Here is an 18,066-nt window from a genome sequence, read left to right on the forward strand (position 1 = left end):
CGGAAGCAGCGCCCCGGGCAGAACTCAGTGTTCGTGGGCCTCGATCGTGTGGGCGATGGCGTCGACGATGATGTGGGCGACGTGGTCGTCCTTGAGCGAATAGTAGGCTTCGCGGCCGATCCGGTTGACGCCGACGAGGTGGAGCCCGCGGAGGAACTTCAGGTGCTGGGACACCAGCGGCTGGGACAGTCCGGTCGCCTCGACGATGTGCGTGACCGTGGCCTCGCCGTGGGTGAGGACGAGCAGCATCTTCAGTCGGGAGGGTGTGGCGAGGGCCTTGAAGAGGTCGGCGGTCTCGGTGATGGCTTCGAGATGGTCCTCGGGATTGAGCAGGAGCTGCTCGACGTCGTCATTGACGGGAACGGAATCGGGAATGGAGGCCATGAGTGCAGATTACCGGACAACCGGGCGTGGTCATGCGATATCAGGCATCGTGGGGTAGTTGCGGTTGTCGCGGGGTTCGGGCTGTCGGGGCTGCCAGCGTCTCAGTCGAGGGCTTCGACGTCGGCCTGAGTGCCGAGGAGGTCATCGGCCAAGGATTCCCACTGCCCGTAGGCGTCGGGGAGAGCTGAGCGCTGCACGGACTGTGCCGCTTCGGTCGGTTGCATCGCATCCCAACCGTCGATCTGATTGAGACCGGGGTTCTCGACCTCGGGGTTGATCCCGTAGAAGGCTTTCGTCGCGTAGATGGGATCGGTGAGCTGATGGGGTTCGCCCCATCCCTGGGAGGGGCGCTGCTGGAACAGGCCGACCGAATCGCGGTCGCCGGAATCCAGATTGCGCAGCGAGGACTCCTGCAAGGCAGTCATGAGGGCGATGCGGATCGCGTGGTCAACGAAGTCACCGCCGCGGCCGACGCCGATGATGAGCCGAGCATTGTCGATCTGCTGCTGACTGAGCTGGTTGACCGAAGCCATCTGCATCTGCCTGATCTTCGTGGAACCGAACGAAATGGGGGAATTGAGGATGATGACGGCGCCCACGACCAGTGCCATCACTGCAGCCCCGAGCCCGATGAGGGCACCAGTGAGCACGGACCGGCGGCCCTTGCGAGATGATGTCAGACGAGGCATGAATATAACGATAGTGCAACAAACTTAAGAGCGCATGGGGCAACGCCGAGGTTTTTATCACAGGAAGGTCTCGGCCGAGTGGCGGTGAGGGGTCGAGCGGAGCCGAGTGCGGGCCGGTTTCGGATGACCCCGCACAGCTTAGGCTTGAACCATGGTGAGAATCGTTCGGCGCAGCAACCGCCCACCTCTGATGACCTGCCTCATAGTGGTCTTCTCTTTCGTCGCTGTCGGCATCCTGACCGTTGCCGGCATCCTCGTTGCCGTCCTCTTTCTGTCCTCGGAATCGTCGTCGACAGGTTCATCGCCGACCTCGGACTCCTCGTCGATCGGATCCTCATCCTCCGATTCCGACTCGGACGGCGGCCCCGGTCCGAGCACCACTGCTCCGGTCAGCGGAGGCTGGTCGAGCGGAGGCTGAGGCTCCGCGCTGAGGACGAGAGGGAAGCGAGTCCATCCTCCTTGACCTTGACACGATGTCAGGGTCTTCACTGGGTGACAAGGAGGTGGAGACCATGACACATCCACTCAAACACCACCAGGTTTCCGAACCGGAGATTTCGACTGGTATCGGCCCTCGGAACGACACCGGCGACCCCATGATCGACGCGCTGAGTGCGTCGACCCCGCAGCAGCGCCTGCAAGCGGCGATGGCCATCGGCACCCGGGCCGAGCCCCGTGACCTCGACGTGCTCATCGCCCGGTGCCGCATCGAACCGGACTTCTTCGTCCGCGACATGCTCACCTGGGCGCTCACTCGGCTGCCCGCCGACGACACCGTTGCCCGCCTCGTCGCCGAACTCGACTCGCCGCTGCCGCAGGCGATCAGCCAATCCCTGCACACCCTGTCGAAGATCGGTGACGTCCGCGCCTGGCCGGCCATGGACCCGGCCCGGATCGGCACCGCCCTCATCGCCCATACCGACACCGAGGTGGCCCGCAGCGCGTGGAGAGCCGCCGTTGCCCTTGTGCCCGGTGACAATCGTGAAGAACTGGCATCCGCCCTGGTGACACAGTTGGGGCGCGGGGATCTCGAGATGCAGAAGAGCCTCAGCCGAGCGCTTGTGGCCCTCGGCGAGGACCTCGTGTCAGTGGTCGATGAGAGGCTTCATGCAGAGGACGACACAGTGCGGGCTCACGCCATGGCGACCCGGGACATGTTCGATGACCCGGATGCCGGCTTCGCCCACGCCTTGGACGCAGCCAAGCGGGTGGTCGCACTGGGGTCCGAGGCCACGGTCTAGATCGGCACAGGGAAGGTCTGATCGTGCGTGTGCCGACGGGTGGGGCAAGCCCGTCGGCACACGGCCGGGGTCTCGGATCCCTTCCTTCAGTGCGTGTTCCAGCACCTGCGCGAAGTCCGCCTGCGGCCGCTGAGCGACGTCCGAAAGGTCCCAGGCATCGAAGAACTTCGGAACAATGCACCCGGAGGGCCACTATTGCGGCATAGAGTGGCTGACAGCAGAGAAGAGGTGGCAATGCTCATCGTCGACCCCGGCACAGTGCTCGGGGACCTCATCGCCCAGGCACGTGAGCGGATCGCGGCCGAGCGGCGTCTGCTCGACCACCTCCAGTCCGTCGCTCGGCTCGGTTGAGCCGACGGCGAGTCTCTCCTGTACACCATCGATCTCATGTGCTCCCTCGAATCCGTCGGTGTCATCCAACGGCGCAAGGCCGCACTCGGCAGCGGAGTCGACGGCGGAATGCCGATCGAGGCCCTGTCGCAGGCAGTCCTGCAGGAGACCGTGCTCAACGCGGCCGGGGCCATGCGGTGGGCGCTCGCCCAGGCCAGTGCCGAGGCCGTGCCTCATGTGGTGGTCGGAATGGACGACGCATCTGCCCAAGTGCGTCGCAATGCACTGCTGGCCCTCGACGAGATCCGCAGGACCACACTTGATGAGAAACTCGACTCACGCTCGATTTCGATGATCCAACAGGCGCTGGACAAGGGACTCGACGATCTCGACCCTGATACCCGCAGCATCGCCGCACTCACCCTCGGCCGCTCAGGTGATGAGAAAGCCGTGCCCGTGCTGCTCGACATGGCAATGAATGGACCGAAGGACATCGAGGCGGCCGAGACACTCGGCTTCATCGTCGACGCGACCGGACCGACTGCCGACATCGGCGAATGGGTACTCACCGAACTGCATCGACAAGCGGACTCACACGATCCCCAGATACGGTTCCGGGTGCTCCAAGTCCTCCTCGAAATGTCCGGCGACCGCAGCAGTGACCTCATTGCCGAGCTCAGCGACGACGACAGCCCGGAGCTCGCAGCCACCGCTCTCGCCGCACTCGGTCGCCGCCGACGGGAGCAGACATCGAGCAAGGGACGAACCTGACCGATTTCGGTCGGGCCGCCTCGGTGAGGGGAAGACGGGAATCCGCGTTCCGGCCGCCTCTGTGAGGGGCGGTGGGAATCCGCGTTCCGACCGCCTCGGCGAAGGGATGTCGGGTCTTCCTCATTCCGGTGGCTGAGCACTGATCATTAAACTGGCCCTCATGACAACGGGCGGGACGACGGACGGAACGGATGCGGCCCGTGCGGCGGTCGGGCAGAAGCGGCGGCTGAGGCAGCCGTTCGTCTATCGGCGACACCACTTCACGCCCACCGGGGTGCTCGACTACCTGTTCTTCCTGTTCGCCGGCGCTGCCTCGACTTGGCTGGCGCTGCTCATCCTGCTCAAGGGATTCAGCCTCGGCTGGTGGCAGGTGCTCACGCTGCTCGTATTCTGGGGAGTCGTGTCGTACCTGGCTCTGCCCCGGCTGCACCGCATCCTGTCCCAGATCTATGTGCCGAACTACTTCATCGGCCGCACTCGCACCTCTGACGGTCTGCTCGGCGATCCGGTCAATCTCGCCTGGCGCGGTGAGGAAGCGCAGATCCACCATGCGATGCGCGAAGCCGGATGGATCCTCGCCGACAGCATCACTCCCGCATCGACGTGGGAGATCATCCGGTCGACGGTGACGAAGCGCAGCTACCCGCAGGCTCCGGTGTCCCCGCTGCTGCTGTTCGGCCGCCGTCAGGACTTCGCCTACCAGCAGGAAGTCGACGGAGATCCGGGCCAGCGCCACCATGTGCGGTTCTGGAAATGCCCGCGCGGATGGCTGCTGCCCGGCGGACATCAGGCCGATTGGCTGGCCGCCGGTACCTATGACAAAGCCGTCGGCATCTTCCTGTTCACCCTCCAGCTCACCCACAAGATCGAAGAGAACACCGACGTCGAACGAGACCACATCGTCGACACAGTCACCCGTGCCAATGAAGTGATCGCGGTCGATCGGATCAAGGACTTCTCCACCGGATACCATTCCCGCAACGGCGGCGGCGATGCGATCATCACCGACGGGCACCTGCCGATCGTCGACGTCACCGAGGTGGTCGCCGACGAGGCCGATCACCCCGAACGCCTGGAGCTGGCGCTCGACGCCACCCGCATCTACTCCGATTCACGCAGCGTGTCCGAAGTGACGAAGACGCTGTGGCGACAGCGCCCGCTGCAGACCGTCGTCGGGGCTGCCCTCGTGCTTGTCCTGCTGCTCTTCCAAGCGTGGGATGTGATCAGTGCCTGAGTAGTACGTTCGGCAACTCCGCCCCCAAGACAAAAACCCTGGTCAACCGCCTAGACCGTGGGGTCTACGAGGTCTCTCGACGTCCCCAGGATACCGCTCCGAAGGATGGTCGTGGCCCTGTTGCGAGCACTATCGAGACGGCTCAAACTTTTCTGACCGACTCCGAGGTGGACGCCCTCGTCGGCGACTACCTGGCCGGGATGAGAGTCAAGGCGCTCGCTGAGAGGTACGGCATTCACCGCGCCACCGTGTTCTCCCATCTGCGTCGCCGCAACGTGCCGAGCCGCCGACCAAGGCTGGGGATCGACGAGAAGGCCGAGGCCGTGCGGCTCACCCGAGCGGGCGTCTCGATGCGGGCCATCGGTCGCCGGATGGGCGTGGACCGTAAGGCCGTGCGGGCTGCACTGGTCGAGGCTGGACTCATCGTGGACGAGGCGAGCGATGACTCGTAGCTGCGGTTCCAAGTTGCTGATCCGTCGGTAGCGCTCGGCGCACCTCGTCGGTAACGAGCGCCGAGAGGAACCGATGATGACCAGCTTTAGTGAGGTCGCGAATGACGAGCGCACCGCGACGTTGGTGCTGTCCATGCTCATCGAACCCAATGACCCGGTGACAGGACGCATCTTGTCCAGGCTCGGAGCAGTCGAGACGCTTTGGCTCGCTGAGCGCGACGGCGCGGTGGTGGGGCTGAGCCCTGTGGACGCGCCGGTCTGGAAAGCGGTTCAGGCTCCGTTCGTCAGGCGAATCACTTGCAAAATGCCTACGTGGGGTCCAGTCTGGTACCAGAACGACGTAGCTCTACCGCGCGTTCGCGCGTCGAACAAACATCGGCAGTGGAGTTATAGCGACTCAGCTTAAATGGGGGGAGTGAGATGGTGACCTCATGTGCGGACCTGCGCATCGCTCAGCAGATGGATCCGCGCTCGATGTCGGTCGATCCGTCCCGAGAGGGCGACGAGTACGTTCCTGAGGCGAACCTGCCAGGCATCGACTCGGAGTCCATCGAGCTGGGTGGGCGGCCAGCCGCTCACCGTCCGCGCGGTCAGCGGCCCAGTCCGCGACCGCCGGCGCGAAGTGGTTCACCGCCGGACGGCCCCCACGGGCAATTCATGCGGCTGGTGGGAGTGTCGCCCGGCATCGACAGCGACAGCATCACCGCCAGCTGCGACCTGGGCGTGCTGCGGGTGGCGATGCCCATCGAGCAGCCCGCCGTCCGGAAAGATCCCCCTGAAGCAGCCTGCTTCCTGACTCTGGGCACTCAGCCCTGCGCCTGCGCCGATCCTGGCGCGCTCTCTGACGACCCCTGAAACGTGTCTCACGTGACAAGAAAGGAACAACCATCATGGCCAAGGCAGTAGGAATCGATCTGGGAACCACGAACTCCGTTATCGCCGTCTGGGAGAACGGCGAGGAGAAGGTCATCCCGAACGTGGAGGGAGCCCGCACTACCCCGTCGGTGGTCGCTTTCACCGAGGACGGTGAACGGCTGGTGGGGCAGCTTGCCCGCCGGCAGAGCATCCTCAACCCGAAGGGCACCATCTCGTCCGCCAAGCGGTTCATCGGCCGGTCCTTCGACGAGATCAAGGAGGAAGCCAACGCCGTCGGCTTCGACGTCGTGGAAGGCCCCAACGGCGAAGCACGGTTCAGCATCCGCGGTAAGCAGTACGCCCCGGAGGAGATCAGCGCCCAGGTGCTGCGCAAGCTCGTCGACGACGCCAGCAAGTTCCTCGGTGAGAAGGTGACCGAGGCCGTCATCACCGTTCCCGCCTACTTCAACGACGCCCAACGCACCGCGACCAAGGACGCCGGACGCATCGCCGGGCTCGAGGTGCTGCGCATCATCAACGAGCCCACCGCCGCCGCACTGGCGTACGGAATGGACAAGAAGAACCAGGAGACCATCCTGGTGTTCGACCTCGGTGGCGGCACGTTCGATGTCAGCCTCCTCGACGTGGGCGACGGGGTCGTCGAAGTGCGGTCCACCGCCGGTGACACGCACCTGGGCGGCGACGACTTCGACCGCCGGCTGGTGGACTACTTTGCCGACGAGTTCAAGAACGAGAACGGCATCGACCTGCGCAACGACCCGCAGGCCCTGCAGCGACTGTTCGAGGCGGCCGAGAAGGCGAAGGTCGAGCTCAGCTCGGTGTCCCAGACCCAGGTCAGCCTGCCCTTCATCACCGCCGACGCCAGCGGACCCAAGCACCTCACCATGACCGTCAAGCGGTCCAAGTTCGAAGACCTCACCGCTGACCTCGTTGAGCGGTGCCTCGGTCCGGTGCGTCAGGCGATGACCGACGCGAAGGTCAGCGAGAACGACATCGACGAGGTCATCCTCGTGGGCGGTTCCACCCGCATCCCCGCTGTTCAAGCGCTCGTCAAGCGGCTCACCGGCGGCAAGGAGCCGAACATGACGGTGAACCCCGATGAGGTGGTCGCTGTGGGCGCCGCCATCCAGGCGGTCGTCCTCAAGGGCGACGTCGACGACGTGCTGCTGCTGGATGTCACCCCGCTGTCGCTGGGTGTGGAGACCCGCGGTGGCGTGATGACGAAGATCATCGAACGCAACACCACCATCCCCGCCCGACGCAGCGAGGTGTTCTCCACGGCCGTAGACAACCAGGACTCGGTGGAGATCGTCGTCCTGCAGGGCGAGCGGGAGAACGCCGCAGACAACCGGGTGCTGGGCCGGTTCCAGCTCACCGGCATCCGCCCCGCTCCTCGCGGTGAACCGCAGGTCGAGGTCACCTTCGACATCGACGCGAACGGCATCCTGCACGTGACGGCGAAGGACAAGGACACCGGCACCGAGCAGGGCATCACCATCAGCGACACCTCGAATCTGGACCAGGGCGAGATCGACCGGATGATCAAGGAAGCCGAGCAGCACCATGCTGACGACCAGGCGCTGCGCCAGGCCGTGGACGCCCGCAACGAGCTGGACTCCGCCGCCTACCAGGTCGAGCGGGTACTGCGTGAGCTCGGCGACGCTGCACCGGAGCACGAGCGTGCCCGCGCGGAGCTGCTCATCACGCAGGCCCGCGAGGCAGTGCAGAACAACGTCGGCGAGCAGGAAGCGAAGGAGCGCACCGGCGAGCTGCTGCAGGTTGCGCAGTCCCTTGCTGCGGCCCGCGCGAACGACAGCCACGCTGAGCAGCCCGCTCAGGACGACGAAGACGACGTCGTCGACGCCGAATTCGACAAGTAGCACGGAGGGAGGATCGCGATGGTCGAGGAGCAGAACGAGGACACGCTGGCCGTGGACCTGCTGAACGACGACCTCACCGACGTGTCCCCGGAGGAGATCCGCGCCGCGCAAGCAGCGGTCGCCGCCCAGTTGGAGACGGCCGAGGACCGGTGGCGCCGGGCGGCGGCGGACTACGACAACCTCCGCAAACGGACGGCGGGCGAGATCCAGACCGTCCGCGAGCAGGAGCGGCGGCACACCGCCAGTGCCTTCTTGCCCGTCGTCGACGGGCTGGACCGGGCGCTCAGCTTCGGGGCGGACCTTGACGAGGGCGTTCGGGGTGGCATGCAGGCAATCCGGGCGCAGGCCGCTGATGCGTTGCGCGCACTCGGGTACCCCGAGATTGTCATCGACGGTGCCCAGTTCGACCCGCAGCTGCACGAGGCGGTCTCGGTCGTCGAGGATGCCAGCGTCCCGCCGCGCAGCATCCTCGCCGTCACTCGCCCCGGGTTCGGAACGCCTGAGCGGATGCTGCGACCGGCTGCGGTCGTGGTCACCCGCAGGCCGGAGGAGGAGTAGGCGATGGCGGAGGATCTTTACAGCGTGCTGGGGGTCTCCCGGTCGGCGGATCAGAAGGAGATCCGCCGCGCCTACCGGGAGAAGGCCCGCAAATTCCACCCGGACGTCAACAAGACCCCGGGGGCGGAGGAGACCTTCAAACGGATCAGTGAAGCCCACGATGTGCTGTCGGACCCGGAAACCCGCTCACAGTACGACCGGTTCGGTGAGAACTTCCGGCAGTACGCCGCCGCGGACGCGGCTCGCTCCTCCGAGCAGCCGCGCCGCAGCGGCGGCACCCGATACACGTGGAGCGGGGGCGGCGCGCAGAGCGTGAACTGGGAGGACCTCTTCGGGGGCGGCTTCGGTGGTTTTGGTCACGGCGCCGACCACACCGCGGAGCTGGAGATCACCGTCGAGGAGGCCTACCGGGGCGGGCGACGCACCGTGCAGGTCGCGTCCCCGTACGGCGGCGCGCAGGAATACACCATCGACATCCCAGCGGGCGCTGTCGACGGGCAGCGGCTGCGGATCGCGGGCGCAGGCGGAGCGGGCGCCGACGGACAGGACGGCGACCTGCTGGTCACGCTGCGCGTGAAAGACAGTAAGCGGTACCGGCTCAGCGGCGCGGACATCGAAACGGACCTTCCCATCTCACCGTGGGAGGCGGCGCTGGGCGCGGATGTCAGCATGCCCACCCCCGGCGGCCCGGTCACCGTGCACGTTCCGCCCGGCTCGTCCACTGGCAGGCGGCTCCGCCTGCGCGGGCAGGGGATGCCCCGCAGAGGACAGCCGGGAGACCTGTATGCGCGGGTGAAGGTCGTCGTTCCCCGCACTCTCAGCAAGAAGGAGAAGAAGCTGTTCGAACAGCTCCGCGACGAATCGTCGTTTGATGCCAGGAGAGAATCATGACCTCACATCACCTGCCCGTCCGTGTCGCCCGGGCCGACCTAGCGGCGACCGCGGTGGCCGCAGGTATCCACCCGGATACGCTGCGGAAGTTCGTCGAGCTGGGGCTGGTCACCGCCCACGTCGACACCAGCGGCCGGCTGTGGTTCGCCCGTACCGTCCCCGCCCGCGTGCACACCATCGTGCGTCTGCACTCCGACCTTGCCGTGAACTACGCCGGCATCGCACTCGTGCTCGACCTGCTCGCCCGCATCGAGCAGCTCGAGCAGCACCGGACCATCCGACTTGAAGGAGACACCCCATGGACATGAACTCACTCACTCAGAAGTCGCAGGAAGCGCTCACCTCGGCCCAGAGCATCGCGGTCCAGGCCGGTCAGATCGAAACGGACGAGGAGCATCTCCTGCTCGCACTGCTGCAGCAGGAGGAGGGGCTGGTTCCCCGACTGCTGCAGACAGCGGGTGCTGACGTGGAAGCGGTACGCGCCGGCGTCGAAGCGGAGATCGCCCGCAAGCCCAGCGTCTCCGGGTCCTCCCCGCAGACCGGTCAGGTGTACGTGAGCCGCAGCCTCACCTCCACCCTGGAACGGGCGGAGCAGGAGGCAAAGCGGCTGAAAGACTCCTACATCTCCGTGGAGCATCTCGTTCTGGCCCTCGCCGACGACTCCTCCAGCCGTGCCGCGTCCCGCGTGCTGCGCGAACACGGCGTCACCCGGGAGAGCTTCCTCAGCGCGCTCACCGAGATTCGCGGCAACCAGCACGTCAACTCCGCCACCCCCGAGCAGACGTACGAGGCGCTGGAGAAGTACGGCCGTGACCTGGTCGCTGACGCCCGGTTGGGCAAGCTTGACCCGGTCATCGGGCGTGATGCGGAGATCCGCCGGGTCATCCAGATCCTCTCCCGCAAGACCAAGAACAACCCCGTCCTCATCGGCGAGCCCGGTGTCGGAAAGACCGCCATCGTGGAGGGCCTTGCCCAGCGGATCTTGAGCGAGGACGTGCCCGAGGGCCTTCGCGACAAGACCGTGTTCTCGCTGGACCTGTCTGCCCTGGTCGCCGGCGCGAAGTACCGGGGCGAGTTCGAGGAGCGAATGAAGGCAGTCCTGGCGGAAGTGCAAGCAGCGGAGGGACGCATCCTGCTGTTCATCGACGAGCTGCACACCCTGGTGGGGGCGGGAGCCACCGAAGGGGCGATGGACGCCGGCAACATGCTCAAGCCGATGCTCGCCCGCGGGGAGCTGCACCTCATCGGTGCCACCACCCTCGATGAGTACCGCAAGCACATCGAGAAGGACGCTGCCCTGGAACGCCGGTTCCAGACGGTGATGGTCGAGGAGCCTGACGTGGAGGACGCGATCTCCATCCTCCGCGGCCTGCGCGAACGGCTGGAGGTCTTCCACGGTGTCCGCATCCAGGACAGCGCACTGGTCGCTGCCGCCGTGCTGTCCCACCGGTACATCTCCGACCGGTTCCTGCCCGACAAGGCCATCGACCTCATCGACGAAGCCTGCGCGCGACTGCGAACCGAGATCGACTCAATGCCCGCTGAGCTCGACGAGCTGACCCGGCGGGTGACCCGCCTGGAGATCGAGGAAGCAGCGCTGTCGAAGGAAACGGACACTGCCAGCAAGAACCGGCTGGAGGAGCTGCGCCGGGAACTGACCGACCTGAAGGCGGAGGCGGACTCCAAGCGCGCCCAGTGGGAGGCGGAGCGTCAAGCGATCCGCAAGGTCCAGGAGCTGCGCGGTGAGCTGGAGCGGTTGCGGCGGGAGGCGGACGAAGCTGAGCGCTCCTACGACCTCAACCGTGCCGCTGAACTGAGGTACGGGGCTATCGCTGACGTGGAACGACGCCTGCGCGCCGAGGAGGAGCGTCTCACCTCCAAGCAGGGCCGGCAGCGGCTGCTGCGGGAGGTGGTCACCGAGGACGAGATCGCCGAGATCGTCGCAGCGTGGACGGGGATCCCCGTGGCCCGGTTGCAGGAAGGCGAACGCAACAAGATCCTCACCCTGGACGCCACCCTCAAGGAGAGGGTGGTCGGTCAGGATGAGGCCATCAAGCTCGTCAGCGACGCGATTATCCGTGCCCGCTCCGGCATCCGCGACCCGCGCCGACCCATCGGCTCGTTCATCTTTCTCGGCCCCACCGGTGTGGGAAAGACCGAACTGGCCAAAGCGCTCGCGCAAGCACTGTTCGACAGCGAGTCGGCGATGATCCGGCTGGACATGAGCGAGTACCAGGAACGTCACACCGTCAGCAGGCTCGTCGGTGCACCTCCCGGGTATGTCGGGTATGACGAGGGAGGGCAGCTGACCGAGGCGGTGCGCCGCCGCCCGTACAGCGTGGTCCTTCTCGACGAGATCGAGAAGGCGCACCCGGACGTGTTCAACACGCTGCTGCAGGTCCTCGACGACGGCCGTATCACCGACAGTCAGGGACGCACCGTCGACTTCCGCAACACCATCGTCATCATGACCTCCAACATCGGTGCCCATCACCTGTTGGGCTCCGATGGCGGCGCGATCCCCGACGACGTGCGAAACAGTGTGCTCGACGAGTTGCGTGCCCACTTCCGTCCCGAGTTCCTCAACCGGGTGGATGACATCGTGGTGTTCTCGCCGCTGGGTCGTGAACAGATCCACGAGATTGTGGAGCTGCAGTTCACCGACCTGCGCACCCGGCTGGCCGAGCGTCAGATTCGCATCGAGCTGACTCCCGCGGCACGTCAGCTCATCGCCGATCGCGGCTACGACCCTGTGTACGGTGCGCGTCCGCTGCGACGCTATATCAGCCATGAGATCGAGACCCGGCTGGGTCGTGCGCTGCTGAGCGGGCAGGTGATGGACGGGTCGACGGTCACGCTGGACGTGCAGGACGGCGACCTCGTCTTCAACATCGAAGCGCCCGTCGAAGAGGATGACGCGGCGTGAGCGCGATTGTGACCTGCCCCAACTGCGGGAAGAAGAACCGTGTCCCCGCCGCCGCGTCGGGGTACCCGCGCTGCGGCGCCTGCAAGAGCGTCGTGCCGTGGATCGTCGATGCGGGCGATGCGGACTTCGCCGAGGTGGTCGAGAAGGCCCCGCAAGTGGTGCTCGTGGACTTGTGGGCGACCTGGTGCGGACCGTGCCGGATGGTCAGCCCTGCCCTCGAAAAGGTCGCCACGGAACGTGCCGGCGAGCTCAAGCTGGTGAAAGTGGACGTGGACGCCGCGCCGGAGACGGCCCGCAAGTTCTCCGTCCAGACGGTGCCGACCCTGCTCATCCTCAACCAAGGGAACGTGCTCTCCCGCCAATCCGGAGCCGCCCCGCCGGACGTGCTGCTGCGCTGGGTGGACGAGGCGCTGCAGAAGAAGGCTGGCTCGGCCGGCGGTGCCCCATGAGATACGTCGACCCACACGTCCCGCTCATCCCCCCGGTCCGTCCCCGGACACCCGGGTCATGTGAGGACTGCGTGGCGGCCGGCACGCCCTGGCTGCACCTGCGGATGTGTCGCACCTGCGGGAAGGTCGGGTGCTGCGACTCCTCCCCGATGCGGCACGCTCGCGCGCATGCGCTCACGGCGGGGCACCCCATCGTGCGGTCGCTGGAGCTGGGGGAGAACTGGAGCTGGTGCTATGTGGACGAAGCGTATCTATGAGTGACACGCTCGGCGCCAACCGCCGCCAGGACGCTCAGGCCGAGACGCCTGACACCATCGGCGCCTTCCCGCGGCTCAGCGACGAGCAGATCGCGGTGCTGCTCGTACGAGGGCAGCGCCGCACACTCACCGACGGGGAGGTTCTCATCCAGCCCGGCGAGCACCCGTCCTCCCTCTATGTCGTCCTGGAAGGGCACCTGCTGACGGCGGACACCGAACCTGTGGCGGATCCGCGCCACTCCGATGAGCCCTTGGCGGTCGGGGTGCACGGCCGCGGCCGGTTCGTGGGGGATGTCGGGCTGCTGGAAGGACAGCCGTCTTTCGTGTTCGTCTCCGCCATCGGCGCCGCCGAGGTGGTGGAGGTGCCCGTCGATGAGCTGGAGGCCATCGTCACCTCGGACCCGCTGTTGGGTGAGATCATCCTGCGGGCCTACCTCATCCGCCGCTCCCTGGCCATCGGGGCGGGAGCGGGCCTGCGGATCGTCGGCTCCTGCTTCTCCCCGCAGACCCGGGATCTGCTGGACTTCATCGCACGAAACCGGCTGCCCCACCGGCTGGTGGACCTGGATGAGGACGAGAAAGCGGAGCGACTGGTTCGCCAGCTCGGCGCCACCGTCGCCGACTTCCCGCTGGTGATCCTCGGCGGCTCACGCACCGTCCTGGATGCCACCCCGGCACGGCTTGCCGAAGAGTTGGGGATGCGCCCGCCCGCCCCACCGGCCACCTGCGATGTGGTGGTCGTCGGCGGTGGGCCGGCTGGTCTTGCCGCGGCGGTGTACGCAGCCTCCGATGGGTTGTCGGTCTACCTGTGCGACGCGGTCGCCACCGGCGGGCAGGCGGGAACGTCAGCGAAGATCGAGAACTATCTGGGGTTTCCCGCCGGAATCTCCGGCACTGAGCTCGCCGACCGCAGCCTCCTGCAAGTGCGCAAGTTCGGTGCCACGTTGGACATCCCGACCACGGTCCAGGAGGTCGTGGAGGATGAGGACCGCTTCCGGGTGATCTTCGAAGATGGCAGGGAGGTCACCTCGGATGTGGTGGTCCTTGCCACCGGGGTGCGATACCGCTCGCTTCCCGCCGCGGGGCTGGACCGGTTCCAGACCTCGAACGTGTTCTACGCGGCAACAGCGCAGGAAGCGCGGATGTGCGTAGACACACCTGTCGCTGTTGTCGGCGGCGGCAACTCCGCCGGCCAGGCCGCGCTGTTTCTTGCCCGCACGTCCTCCCGTGTGCACCTTGTGGTGCGCGCCGCGGACCTGGGAGCGGGAATGTCCAGGTACCTGGTGGACCAGATCCAACATCACCCCCGTATCAACGTGCTGCTGTCCTCGGAGGTCGTGGAAGCACACGGCGGCAACCGTTTGGAAGCGATCACAGTCCGTCACGGTGACGTGCTGGAGAAGCTCCCCGTGGGGCACGTGTTCGTCTTCGTCGGCGCCGCTCCGGCGACGACGGCATTGAAGGTCGATGTGGCACGCGATCCTGACGGGTACATCCTCACCGGCGCGGAGGCGGAGCTGGCCGGCGCGCGGACGGAAGGAAGCCCCCGCTTCTCTTTGGAGACCACCATCCCCGGGGTCTTCGCTATCGGCGATGTACGGCACGGGTCTGTGAGGCGAATGACCTCGGCTGTGGGTGAGGGCGCCAGTGTGGTCCGGCAGATCCACGAGTACCTGAACGAGGGTCGTCACAGTCGGGTGTGCGCAGGAGCTCCGACATCCAGGGACACCTGATGCCGCAAGCCTCCCCGAACCCGGCAGCCGTGGGAGAACCCGCGGATCCTCCGGTGGCCCATGCGGGCGTAGCGGGCGAGATCCGCTCGACGTTGCGTCGGATGAGGTGGTTTCGCCGCATGCCGGTGCTGCATATCGCCGAGGAACGCGGCGAGGGCCCGACGGTGCTGCTGCTGCACGGTATCGCGTCCTCGTCGGTGACGTTTCACCACGTGATCCCGCTGCTCGAGCGCACCCACCGGTGCATCGCCATCGACCTGCTCGGCTTCGGCGAGTCGCCGGCGCCGGAGTGGGCCGATTACACCCTGGCCGACCATGTCGCCGCTATCGAGCGGACGGTCGCGTCGCTGCGGCTGCGCGAGCCGTTCACTGTGGTCGGGCATTCCATGGGCGCCCTCATCGGCGCCCGGTACGCCGCCCGGCGGCAAAAGCGAGTCGCGAAGCTCGTGATGGTCAGCCCACCTATCTATCTCGCACCCCATGAATTAGGGGACGTCATCGAGCGGGCCCGGATGGACTTCTACCTGCGGCTCTACGAGTACCTCCGCACGAACCGGGAGTTCACCCTCCGGCACGCTGCGCTGGTACAGCGGCTGCTGCCCATCCCCAAAGCTGTAGATATCACTGAACGCAACTGGGAGCCATTCGTCAAGTCGTTGCAGCACTCCATCGAGTCACAGACCACTCTCAGCGACATCGCCCATGTCAAAGCCCCCATCGACGTCATCATGGGCGACCTCGACGAGTTCCGCTCCGAAGCCGTGCTGCGCATCGTGGAGCGGATGATGGGGGTCACCGTTCGGCGTGTGCGGGCAACGAACCACCTCATCGGCAAGCGCCTCGCGCGAGTCGTCGCCGAGGCGGTGACAGCATGACGATTTCGCCCAAGAAAGCAGATTCTTGGTACGAGAAATAACCAGATGAAAGGGCCAAAAACGATGGCGCTCCCGCGTGGAGAGTGCTAATTTAAAGGCATCGGGATAGACCCGAGGACCCGCATACGGAAAGGAGATGATTCATCACGGCAATGTCGTTCGATCCTTTGAGCGAGCTCGACCGCCTCGCGTCCGGCCTGCTTCAGTCCCGGCCGGAGACCCATCGACGAGCCAGAGTTAGCTTCTCGTTCGCAGCACGCGCCGAAAGCAAACAGGGGCGACCTTTCCCTGATGCCGAACGGCGCAACACCCGGCTTTGCAAGACCGGAAGACGGGCGTGCACCCAGCCTTCTGGTCTTAGCACGGTGATTCATCCAGTTTTCACTAAAGGAGTACGCCCATGACCAGCCCCGAGGCCCCTCGCAACAACCCTCCGGAACAGGACGCTAGTGAGCCCCCGTTCACCAATGACCCCCGCTGGAAACAAACGATCGCGCGGTTCTCTGACTACGCCAGTGCGCAGGCAGCGGTTGACCGTCTTTCCGACGCCGGCTTCGCTGTGGAACGAGTGGCGATCGTGGGGCTCGACGTTCGTGTTGTCGAGCATGTACTCGGTCGCTTGACAGGAGGAAAGGCTGCGCTACGGGGCGCAGGCGTTGGAGCATGGTTCGGTGTTCTGCTAGGTCTGCTGTTCGGGCTGTTCGCCCCCGGATTCGGTTGGCTGGCCATCCTGATCATCTCGGTCGCCTCTGGCGCAGTTTGGGGCGCTTTGCTTTACTTCCTTGGACACCTGGCTAAGGGCGGCCGACGGGACTTCGACTCACTGGAGACCCTTGAGGCGGGCCACTACGAGGTCCAAGTGGAAGCACCATACGCTGCGGAGGCCGCTCGTCTCCTCGCGGACCAGACCGCCCACCCCGGAGACTGAAAAGGGCCCTTCACGAATTAGGGTGTAGCGCGGGTCTGAAGCCTCCGGCTTCGAGCAGCGATCTCGCGATGTAGTGGGTGAGGTTGCGGAAGCCGAGGGCGGAGCCGTGGAGGTGCTCGAGCCGGCCGTTGATCGCCTCCGTGGGCCCGTTGCTTGTGCCGGGCCGGTCGAAGAAGGCGAGGATGTCGGCGCGTTGCTTCATGGTGCGGCCGAGCTTGCGGATCTCCATACTTGCTTGAAAAACGGAACGAAACCCAGAGCGATTCAGCGCGTAGGCGGAGGCTATTCAGTGTCTCCGGCTGAGGGCGGCAGACTCGCATCCTCTGCTTCGGCCAACACGAAGTGGTGCCTGGGCCCGGAGGGGGCGTGTGGCAGCGCGATGAGATGTGTCCCGGAGATTGTGTACGGCAGCTGTTGCAGCTGGCGGCCGATCATGTTGACGAGCGTCGCAGCGACGGCGGCAAGGTCTGCGGCTGAACCGTGGAAGGTGGGCACGGAGCACCCTCTCGTTGGTATCAGTTCGTCCCCGTCGGCCACCTCCTGCCAGAGCGGATGGTAAAGCTCCAGCTCACCGTCGGTAAGTACCGTGCGACCCGCGCGTGCATCCATTCCCGATGGCGTCAGAGTGGAGTCAGGTGCGCTGACGTTGGCGATGCCGAGGGTGCCGGAACTGGCGTCAGTGGCGATCTGGGCAATGAGGGCTTTGCGCTCGACGCCGACAAGTGTGTCGAGGTACGTGGTTACGCTGTGGCTTACGGTCGCATCGATGATGAGATCGGCCGCCAGGAGATCGGCGAGGTCTGGCACGCTCCCCTCGGCGATGGTGATGGTGAGGTCGTCGCGGAGCGAGCGCAGCCGTGTCGCGAGGGCATCGGCTTTCGTCTGCCCGATGTCGGCTTCGGTGTAGTTCTGTCGTACGAGGAGTCCGCCGGTGATGACTCCTGGGTCGCAGACGGTGATACCTGCGGCCCCAGCGCGTGCGATGAACTCGGCCGCCCATGACCCCAGTCCGCCACACCCCCAGATGTGAACCATCTTTCCTTGGTAGCCGTTGACCGGTCGGCGTTCGTCGCGCCGCGTCGTGACTTCTTGTCGTTCGTCGGACATGTTGCACCATTCAATGGGGATTTCGGCGTTGATACTCGCGGGATCAAGGTTGATCGCGGTGCCGTGCTTTTTAGCGACGCGTCGAAGCGCATCGGCGGTCGTCGCGTGGAGGCGTCCGCCGAGCAGGTGATGTGGGCCGCCTGCGGGATGGGGAACGGCGAGGACGAAGTATTGCTCCTCGCCGTCGGGGTTTCTGAGAGCACTGGCGAGAAGGGAGGTGATGAACGCCGGCGATTGGGCCGCTACTCGTGAGGGCTGACCTCCGGCCTGGTCGAGATACGGATCATCCAGGAGCGTAAGGAACAACGCGAGCGTCGAGGCGGCGCCGAAGGGCATGTCGCTCGCGAGGGTGAAGACGGGAGTGCGATGTCCATCTCCCTCGGTCGAGTAGGTGAGATCGTACCGATGGGTCGAACGAGCGATGAGCTGAGGGGACTGATGCAAAGAAAGGTGACAGTTTGAGTGTCAAGCTGCGAGAGCAGCTG

General features: G+C 65.8%; 19 protein-coding genes and 2 pseudogenes. 17 read left to right on the top strand and 4 right to left on the bottom strand.

Annotation, left to right across the window (positions count from 1 at the left end; genetic code table 11):
- Window positions 1–24: 24 nt before the first annotated feature.
- Both ACTIIH_RS05370 and ACTIIH_RS05375 read right to left on the bottom strand, forming a co-directional pair.
- Window positions 25–384 carry an ArsR/SmtB family transcription factor gene (locus tag ACTIIH_RS05370; RefSeq protein WP_139909298.1) on the bottom strand — a complete coding sequence of 120 codons (360 nt, stop codon included), beginning with the start codon at window positions 382–384 and terminating at the stop codon, window positions 25–27.
- Between the two features lie 101 nt (window positions 385–485).
- Window positions 486–1,073: a peptidoglycan-binding protein gene (locus tag ACTIIH_RS05375; protein ID WP_441450957.1), complete on the bottom strand. Its 588-nt coding sequence runs from the start codon at window positions 1,071–1,073 to the stop codon at window positions 486–488.
- Between the two features lie 151 nt (window positions 1,074–1,224).
- Between ACTIIH_RS05375 and ACTIIH_RS05380 the strand changes: the two genes are divergently transcribed.
- The 17 genes and pseudogenes from ACTIIH_RS05380 to ACTIIH_RS05460 all read left to right on the top strand — a co-directional run bounded on the left by ACTIIH_RS05380 (window position 1,225) and on the right by ACTIIH_RS05460 (window position 16,474).
- Window positions 1,225–1,491, top strand: coding sequence for a hypothetical protein (locus ACTIIH_RS05380; RefSeq protein ID WP_441450959.1), 267 nt, complete (start codon window positions 1,225–1,227; stop codon window positions 1,489–1,491).
- Between the two features lie 94 nt (window positions 1,492–1,585).
- Window positions 1,586–2,314, top strand: a complete 729-nt coding sequence (locus tag ACTIIH_RS05385) for a HEAT repeat domain-containing protein (protein ID WP_441450961.1) — start codon at window positions 1,586–1,588, stop codon at window positions 2,312–2,314.
- Between the two features lie 207 nt (window positions 2,315–2,521).
- Window positions 2,522–2,665, top strand: coding sequence for a hypothetical protein (locus ACTIIH_RS05390; RefSeq protein WP_441450963.1), 144 nt, complete (start codon window positions 2,522–2,524; stop codon window positions 2,663–2,665).
- 36 nt (window positions 2,666–2,701) lie between these two features.
- On the top strand, window positions 2,702–3,415 hold the full coding sequence (locus ACTIIH_RS05395; RefSeq protein ID WP_441450965.1) for a HEAT repeat domain-containing protein: 714 nt from the start codon (window positions 2,702–2,704) through the stop codon (window positions 3,413–3,415).
- 160 nt (window positions 3,416–3,575) lie between these two features.
- Window positions 3,576–4,607 (top strand): annotated as a pseudogene (locus tag ACTIIH_RS05400) (LssY C-terminal domain-containing protein); the annotation flags it as partial.
- A gap of 209 nt (window positions 4,608–4,816) precedes the next feature.
- A complete protein-coding gene (locus ACTIIH_RS05405; protein WP_295689643.1) occupies window positions 4,817–5,101 on the top strand; it encodes a hypothetical protein in 285 nt (94 codons plus the stop codon).
- 474 nt (window positions 5,102–5,575) lie between these two features.
- The gene (locus tag ACTIIH_RS05410) at window positions 5,576–5,956 is read left to right on the top strand and encodes an Hsp20 family protein (RefSeq protein ID WP_441450981.1); all 381 of its coding nucleotides are present in this window, start codon (window positions 5,576–5,578) and stop codon (window positions 5,954–5,956) included.
- Between the two features lie 35 nt (window positions 5,957–5,991).
- Window positions 5,992–7,857, top strand: coding sequence for a molecular chaperone DnaK (dnaK, locus tag ACTIIH_RS05415; RefSeq protein ID WP_441092320.1), 1,866 nt, complete (start codon window positions 5,992–5,994; stop codon window positions 7,855–7,857).
- Window positions 7,858–7,875: 18 nt separating this feature from the next.
- Entirely contained in the window at window positions 7,876–8,415 is a 540-nt protein-coding gene (locus ACTIIH_RS05420; protein ID WP_441450967.1) for a nucleotide exchange factor GrpE, read from the top strand.
- Window positions 8,416–8,418: 3 nt separating this feature from the next.
- Window positions 8,419–9,306, top strand: coding sequence for a DnaJ C-terminal domain-containing protein (locus ACTIIH_RS05425; protein WP_441092322.1), 888 nt, complete (start codon window positions 8,419–8,421; stop codon window positions 9,304–9,306).
- Window positions 9,303–9,614, top strand: a complete 312-nt coding sequence (locus ACTIIH_RS05430) for a chaperone modulator CbpM (protein ID WP_069600178.1) — start codon at window positions 9,303–9,305, stop codon at window positions 9,612–9,614. The genes ACTIIH_RS05425 and ACTIIH_RS05430 overlap by 4 nt, the downstream gene beginning before the upstream one ends.
- Entirely contained in the window at window positions 9,605–12,232 is a 2,628-nt protein-coding gene (clpB, locus tag ACTIIH_RS05435) for an ATP-dependent chaperone ClpB (RefSeq protein ID WP_441450970.1), read from the top strand. The genes ACTIIH_RS05430 and clpB overlap by 10 nt, the downstream gene beginning before the upstream one ends.
- The gene (trxA, locus tag ACTIIH_RS05440; protein WP_101624944.1) at window positions 12,229–12,681 is read left to right on the top strand and encodes a thioredoxin; all 453 of its coding nucleotides are present in this window, start codon (window positions 12,229–12,231) and stop codon (window positions 12,679–12,681) included. Before clpB ends, trxA begins: the two co-directional genes overlap by 4 nt.
- Window positions 12,678–12,938: a UBP-type zinc finger domain-containing protein gene (locus ACTIIH_RS05445; protein ID WP_441092324.1), complete on the top strand. Its 261-nt coding sequence runs from the start codon at window positions 12,678–12,680 to the stop codon at window positions 12,936–12,938. The genes trxA and ACTIIH_RS05445 overlap by 4 nt, the downstream gene beginning before the upstream one ends.
- A complete protein-coding gene (locus ACTIIH_RS05450) occupies window positions 12,935–14,671 on the top strand; it encodes an FAD-dependent oxidoreductase (RefSeq protein ID WP_441092325.1) in 1,737 nt (578 codons plus the stop codon). The genes ACTIIH_RS05445 and ACTIIH_RS05450 overlap by 4 nt, the downstream gene beginning before the upstream one ends.
- Before the next feature lie 53 nt (window positions 14,672–14,724).
- Window positions 14,725–15,546 carry an alpha/beta fold hydrolase gene (locus tag ACTIIH_RS05455; RefSeq protein WP_441092326.1) on the top strand — a complete coding sequence of 274 codons (822 nt, stop codon included), beginning with the start codon at window positions 14,725–14,727 and terminating at the stop codon, window positions 15,544–15,546.
- 400 nt (window positions 15,547–15,946) lie between these two features.
- Window positions 15,947–16,474 (top strand): general stress protein, encoded by a 528-nt coding sequence (locus ACTIIH_RS05460; protein WP_247619178.1) that lies wholly within the window; start codon window positions 15,947–15,949, stop codon window positions 16,472–16,474.
- A gap of 10 nt (window positions 16,475–16,484) precedes the next feature.
- On the opposite strand, the pseudogene ACTIIH_RS05465 reads toward ACTIIH_RS05460, so the two are convergent.
- Both ACTIIH_RS05465 and ACTIIH_RS05470 read right to left on the bottom strand, forming a co-directional pair.
- Window positions 16,485–16,703, bottom strand: a pseudogene (locus ACTIIH_RS05465) (transposase); the annotation flags it as partial.
- Between the two features lie 53 nt (window positions 16,704–16,756).
- Window positions 16,757–18,025, bottom strand: a complete 1,269-nt coding sequence (locus ACTIIH_RS05470; RefSeq protein ID WP_441450973.1) for a ThiF family adenylyltransferase — start codon at window positions 18,023–18,025, stop codon at window positions 16,757–16,759.
- Window positions 18,026–18,066: the final 41 nt, after the last annotated feature.

Source organism: Brevibacterium sp., assembly GCF_052105255.1.
Taxonomy (GTDB): Bacteria; Actinomycetota; Actinomycetes; order Actinomycetales; family Brevibacteriaceae; genus Brevibacterium; species Brevibacterium linens_B.

Excerpts from the sequence above, each read along its gene's own strand:
- ACTIIH_RS05370 (WP_139909298.1), bottom strand. The coding sequence starts at position 384 with ATGGCCTCCATTCCCGATTCCGTTCCCGTCAATGACGACGTCGAGCAG.
- ACTIIH_RS05375 (WP_441450957.1), bottom strand. The coding sequence starts at position 1,073 with ATGCCTCGTCTGACATCATCTCGCAAGGGCCGCCGGTCCGTGCTCACT.
- ACTIIH_RS05380 (WP_441450959.1), top strand. The coding sequence starts at position 1,225 with ATGGTGAGAATCGTTCGGCGCAGCAACCGCCCACCTCTGATGACCTGC.
- ACTIIH_RS05385 (WP_441450961.1), top strand. The coding sequence starts at position 1,586 with ATGACACATCCACTCAAACACCACCAGGTTTCCGAACCGGAGATTTCG.
- ACTIIH_RS05395 (WP_441450965.1), top strand. The coding sequence starts at position 2,702 with ATGTGCTCCCTCGAATCCGTCGGTGTCATCCAACGGCGCAAGGCCGCA.
- ACTIIH_RS05410 (WP_441450981.1), top strand. The coding sequence starts at position 5,576 with ATGTCGGTCGATCCGTCCCGAGAGGGCGACGAGTACGTTCCTGAGGCG.
- dnaK (WP_441092320.1), top strand. The coding sequence starts at position 5,992 with ATGGCCAAGGCAGTAGGAATCGATCTGGGAACCACGAACTCCGTTATC.
- ACTIIH_RS05420 (WP_441450967.1), top strand. The coding sequence starts at position 7,876 with ATGGTCGAGGAGCAGAACGAGGACACGCTGGCCGTGGACCTGCTGAAC.
- ACTIIH_RS05425 (WP_441092322.1), top strand. The coding sequence starts at position 8,419 with ATGGCGGAGGATCTTTACAGCGTGCTGGGGGTCTCCCGGTCGGCGGAT.
- ACTIIH_RS05430 (WP_069600178.1), top strand. The coding sequence starts at position 9,303 with ATGACCTCACATCACCTGCCCGTCCGTGTCGCCCGGGCCGACCTAGCG.
- clpB (WP_441450970.1), top strand. The coding sequence starts at position 9,605 with ATGGACATGAACTCACTCACTCAGAAGTCGCAGGAAGCGCTCACCTCG.
- ACTIIH_RS05445 (WP_441092324.1), top strand. The coding sequence starts at position 12,678 with ATGAGATACGTCGACCCACACGTCCCGCTCATCCCCCCGGTCCGTCCC.
- ACTIIH_RS05450 (WP_441092325.1), top strand. The coding sequence starts at position 12,935 with ATGAGTGACACGCTCGGCGCCAACCGCCGCCAGGACGCTCAGGCCGAG.
- ACTIIH_RS05460 (WP_247619178.1), top strand. The coding sequence starts at position 15,947 with ATGACCAGCCCCGAGGCCCCTCGCAACAACCCTCCGGAACAGGACGCT.